This window comes from Streptomyces sp. HSW2009 (genome assembly GCF_040240285.1).
Taxonomy (GTDB): domain Bacteria; phylum Actinomycetota; class Actinomycetes; order Streptomycetales; family Streptomycetaceae; genus Streptomyces.
Genome location: NZ_JBEHZD010000616.1, coordinates 1 through 4,078, shown reverse-complemented (window position 1 = coordinate 4,078; position 4,078 = coordinate 1). Strand labels below are relative to the sequence as shown.

Genomic DNA, 4,078 nt, shown 5'->3' with positions numbered 1-4,078 from the left:
CCCCTTTGGGGCGGGGTCGGGGCCCGCCGCCCCCCCCCCCGCCCCCCCCGGGGCGCCGGGGGGGCGCCCCCCCGAGGGGGGTCGCCCCGCGCCCCGGGCCCGCCGGGGGCGGCGAACCGATGGAGGCACCGCAACCATGTGCGGCATCACCGGATGGATCTCCTACGACCGTGACCTCACCGGCGAACAGCGTGCCGTCGACGCCATGACGCAGACCATGGCCTGCCGCGGCCCGGACGCCGGCGGCACCTGGCTGGCGGGGCACGCGGCGCTCGGCCACCGCAGGCTCGCCGTCATCGACCTGCCCGGCGGCGTCCAGCCGATGGCCGCCACCGCCGACGGCCGCACCGAGGCGGTCCTGAGCTACAGCGGCGAGGTCTACAACCACCGCGAGCTGCGGGCCGAACTGCGCTCGCGCGGCCACGCCTTCCGCACCCGCAGCGACACCGAAGTCGTGCTCCGCGCCTACCTGGAGTGGGGCGCGGGCTGCGCCGAGCGGCTGAACGGCATGTACGCGTTCGCCGCATGGGACCCGCGCACCCAGGAGTTGCTGCTGGTCAGGGACCGGATGGGGATCAAGCCGCTCTACTACTACCCCCTGCCCGACGGCGTGCTCTTCGGCTCCGAACCCAAGGCGATCCTCGCCCACCAGTCCGTACCCGCCGTCGTGGACGCCGAGGGCCTGGCCGAGTTGGTCTCCTTCACCAAGACCCCGGGCCACGCCGCCTACCGGGGCATGTACGAGGTGCGCCCGGGCCACACCGTACGGGTGCGGCGCACCGGGGTCAGCGCGCACCGCTACTGGAGCCTTGCGGCCGACGACCACACCGACGACCTGCCGACCACCGTCGGCCGGGTGCGCGAACTGCTCGCTGACATCGTTGCCCGACAGTTGGTGGCCGACGTGCCGCTGTGCACCCTGCTCTCCGGCGGTCTGGACTCCTCCACGCTGACCGCGCTGGCCGCCGGCCAACTCGCCGCCGCCGGCCGCGGCCCCGTCCGCTCCTTCGCCGTCGACTTCGCCGGCCACACCGAACACTTCCGGGCCAGCGACCTGCGCCCCACCCCTGACGGCCCGTACGCCCACGCGCTGGCCGACCACGTCGGCGCCGACCACCGCGACATCGTCCTGGACACCGCGGCCCTGATGGACCGCGACCACCGCGCCCGGGTGCTCGGCGCCCGCGACACCCCGGACGGCTTCGGCGACGCCGACACCTCGCTCTACCTGCTCTTCAAGGCCGTACGGGAACACTCGACGGTCGCCCTGTCGGGGGAGTCGGCCGACGAGGTGTTCGGCGGTTACGGCTGGTTCCACCAGCCGCACACCGTACGGGCGGACACCTTCCCCTGGAGCGTCGTCGACCTCGCTTCCTCCTTCGTCGGCGGCGGGCGCACCGCCCGCACCGCCCTGCTCGACCCGTCCCTCGTCGGCAAGCTCGACCTCGCCGGCTACCGGGCGGCCCGCTACCACGACGCGCTCGCCGAAGTGCCGCACCGCGACGGCGACGACCCGACGGAGCGGCGCATGCGCGAGCTGTGTTACCTGGGCCTGACCCGCTTCCTCCAGATCCTCCTGGACCGCAAGGACCGCACGAGCATGGCCGTCGGCCTCGAAGTGCGGGTGCCCTTCTGCGACCACCGGCTGGTCTCGTACGTCTTCAACACGCCCTGGGCGATGAAGACCTTCGACGGCCGGGAGAAGTCCCTGCTGCGCGCCGCCGCCCAGGACCTGCTGCCGCGCGCCGTCGTGGACCGGGTCAAGAGCCCCTACCCGGCCACCCAGGACCCCCGCTACGCCCGCGCGCTCCGCGCGGAACTGCACCGGCTCGCCGCCGACCCCAACGCGCCCGTACGCCCCCTGCTGGACGAACGCACGCTGCGCGCGGCGCTGGCCGACCCCACCGGCGACCGGCTGCGGGCCAGCACCGAACTGGTCCTGGGCATCGACGCCTGGCTGCGGCGTTACGACATCACGCTGGAGTTGTGACCGGGTGTGCTGACCGGTGCCCCGGGGCCGCACGGAGCTGGTCACAATGGGACGGTGTCCCCTCACCCGTCAGGAGCCCGCCCCGTGTCCCTGCGCATCACCGTCGATCCCGACACCGGCACCGCACCCTTCGAGCAAGTGCGCAGCCAGGTGGCCGACCAGGCCAGAAGCGGTCTCCTGCCGGTGGGGTACAAGCTGCCGACGGTGCGCGGCCTGGCCCAGGACCTGGGGCTCGCGGCGAACACGGTCGCCAAGGCGTACCGCGCGCTGGAGACGGACGGCGTGATCGAGACCCGGGGCCGGCACGGCTCGTTCGTTGCCGCAGCCGCTGACGCCGCCGCCCGCGAACTGGCCACCGCCGCCGAGCAGTACGCGCGCCGCGCCCACCACCTGGGCGTGGAGCAGGCGGCGGCCACGGCGGCGGTCACGGACGCGCTGCGCGCCGCGTACGGCACGGGCTGAGCCCGCCTACGGCACGGGCTGAAGCCGCGTACGGCACGGGTTGAGGGGCGGGCGCCCCGGCCCGGGCCGTGCGCGGCGCCCGCCCGTCAGATCACAGGTACAGGCCGGCGTCGGCACCGGACGCAGGAGCCGGTACGGAAGCCGGGCCGGTGCCGCGGCGCAGCGCGTACAACTCGGCCAGGGTGGAGCCGTCCCGGCCCACGCCCTCCTCGGTGCCCAGCCAACCCACCGCCTCGGGGCGGGTCAGCGCGCCCACCTCGATCCGGGCCAGGCAGCGGCCGGGGCGGACCACGGCCGGGTGCAGCCGCTCCAGGTCCTCGTTGGTGGTGACGCCGACCAGCACGTTGCGGCCCTGCCCCAGCAGCCCGTCGGTCAGGTTGAGCAGCCGGGAGAGCGCCTGCCCCGCGGTGTGCCGGGCCTCGCCGCGGATCAACTCGTCGCAGTCCTCAAGGAGCAGCAGCCGCCAGCGGCCACCGGCGCTCCCGTCGTCCTCGCCGATGGCGATGTCCATCAGATAGCCGACGTCGTTGAACAGCCGCTCCGGGTCCAGCACGCAGTCCACCTGGCACCACTCCCGCCAGGAGCGGGCCAGCGTGCGCAGCGCCGAGGTCTTGCCGGTGCCCGGGGGGCCGTGCAACAGCAGCAGCCGCCCGGAGATGTCGTCCGGTGTCACCTTCATCAGCCGGTCCATGGCGGAGGCCACCGGCGCCGTGTAGTTGCCGCGGATCTCCGGCCAGGTGCCGGCCGAGATCTGTCGCGTCGTCCGGTACGGGCCGCGCCGCGGCGACACGTACCAAAAGCCCATCGTGACGTTCTCCGGCTGCGGCTCGGGCTCGTCCTCGGCGTCCTCGACGGACTGCCTGAGCACCTTCTCGGCGAGCTCTTCGCTGACCGCCGTCACGGTGACGTCCGCGCCCCGGTTCCAGCGCGAGACCAGCAGCGTCCAGCCGTCGCCCTCGGCGAGCAGTGCGCTGCGGTCGTCGTCCCTGGCCGAGCGCAGCACCCGGGCGCCGGGCGGCAACAGGGTCAGACCGCTCTTGACGCGGTCCACCGAGTGGCTGCGGGCGAACGGCTGCTCACCGGTGGCGAACCGGCCCAGGAACAGCGCGTCCACCACGTCGGACGGCGAGTCGCTGTCGTCGACGTTGAGCCGGATCGGCAGCGCGTGCTCGGTCGGGGTCATCCCGACCGGCACCGGGCCGCCGGCCTCCCCGGCCGGGCCCGGTACCGCGGGCGCGGCGGCCAGCCGTTCCGTCTTCTTCGGCCGCTTGGCCGGCTTGTTGGCGTTGCTCGTGCCGTTCGGGCCGGCAGGGCTGGTCGGCAGGGTCTGCCTCCGGGTGTCGTGCTGGCGGTCGGCGCACATGCGGCCATGATCCGACACCGACGGCCGACGCGCACGCAATTACGCAACACCCACGGTCAGGGATCGGGCGCCCGGCCGCCCGGGCCGTGCCTGCAACGGGCCGGGGACGGGCCGGCGGCCTACCGAAGCGCCGTGCCCACGCGCGCGGGTGCGTACGTGGGCACGGCGGGGCGGGGCCGGCGGGGTCAGTCGAGGCACGGCGGGTCGGGCCCGCGGGCCGGCGGGTGCGGCGCGGTGGCTACGGCTGTCTCGTATACCCATCT

General features: G+C 74.6%; 3 protein-coding genes. 2 read left to right on the top strand and 1 reads right to left on the bottom strand.

Going from position 1 to position 4,078, the window contains the following annotated elements; translation table 11 throughout:
- Window positions 1-136: 136 nt before the first annotated feature.
- Together asnB and AAHZ94_RS29535 are read left to right on the top strand one after the other, a co-directional pair.
- Complete coding sequence (asnB, locus tag AAHZ94_RS29540; RefSeq protein ID WP_349996748.1) at window positions 137-1,990, top strand: asparagine synthase (glutamine-hydrolyzing); 1,854 nt, start codon at window positions 137-139, stop codon at window positions 1,988-1,990.
- Window positions 1,991-2,074: 84 nt separating this feature from the next.
- Window positions 2,075-2,452, top strand: a complete 378-nt coding sequence (locus AAHZ94_RS29535; RefSeq protein WP_349996747.1) for a GntR family transcriptional regulator — start codon at window positions 2,075-2,077, stop codon at window positions 2,450-2,452.
- A gap of 91 nt (window positions 2,453-2,543) precedes the next feature.
- Here AAHZ94_RS29535 and AAHZ94_RS29530 read toward each other — a convergent pair whose 3' ends face one another.
- Entirely contained in the window at window positions 2,544-3,635 is a 1,092-nt protein-coding gene (locus AAHZ94_RS29530) for a DUF5925 domain-containing protein (RefSeq protein WP_349996749.1), read from the bottom strand.
- Window positions 3,636-4,078: the final 443 nt, after the last annotated feature.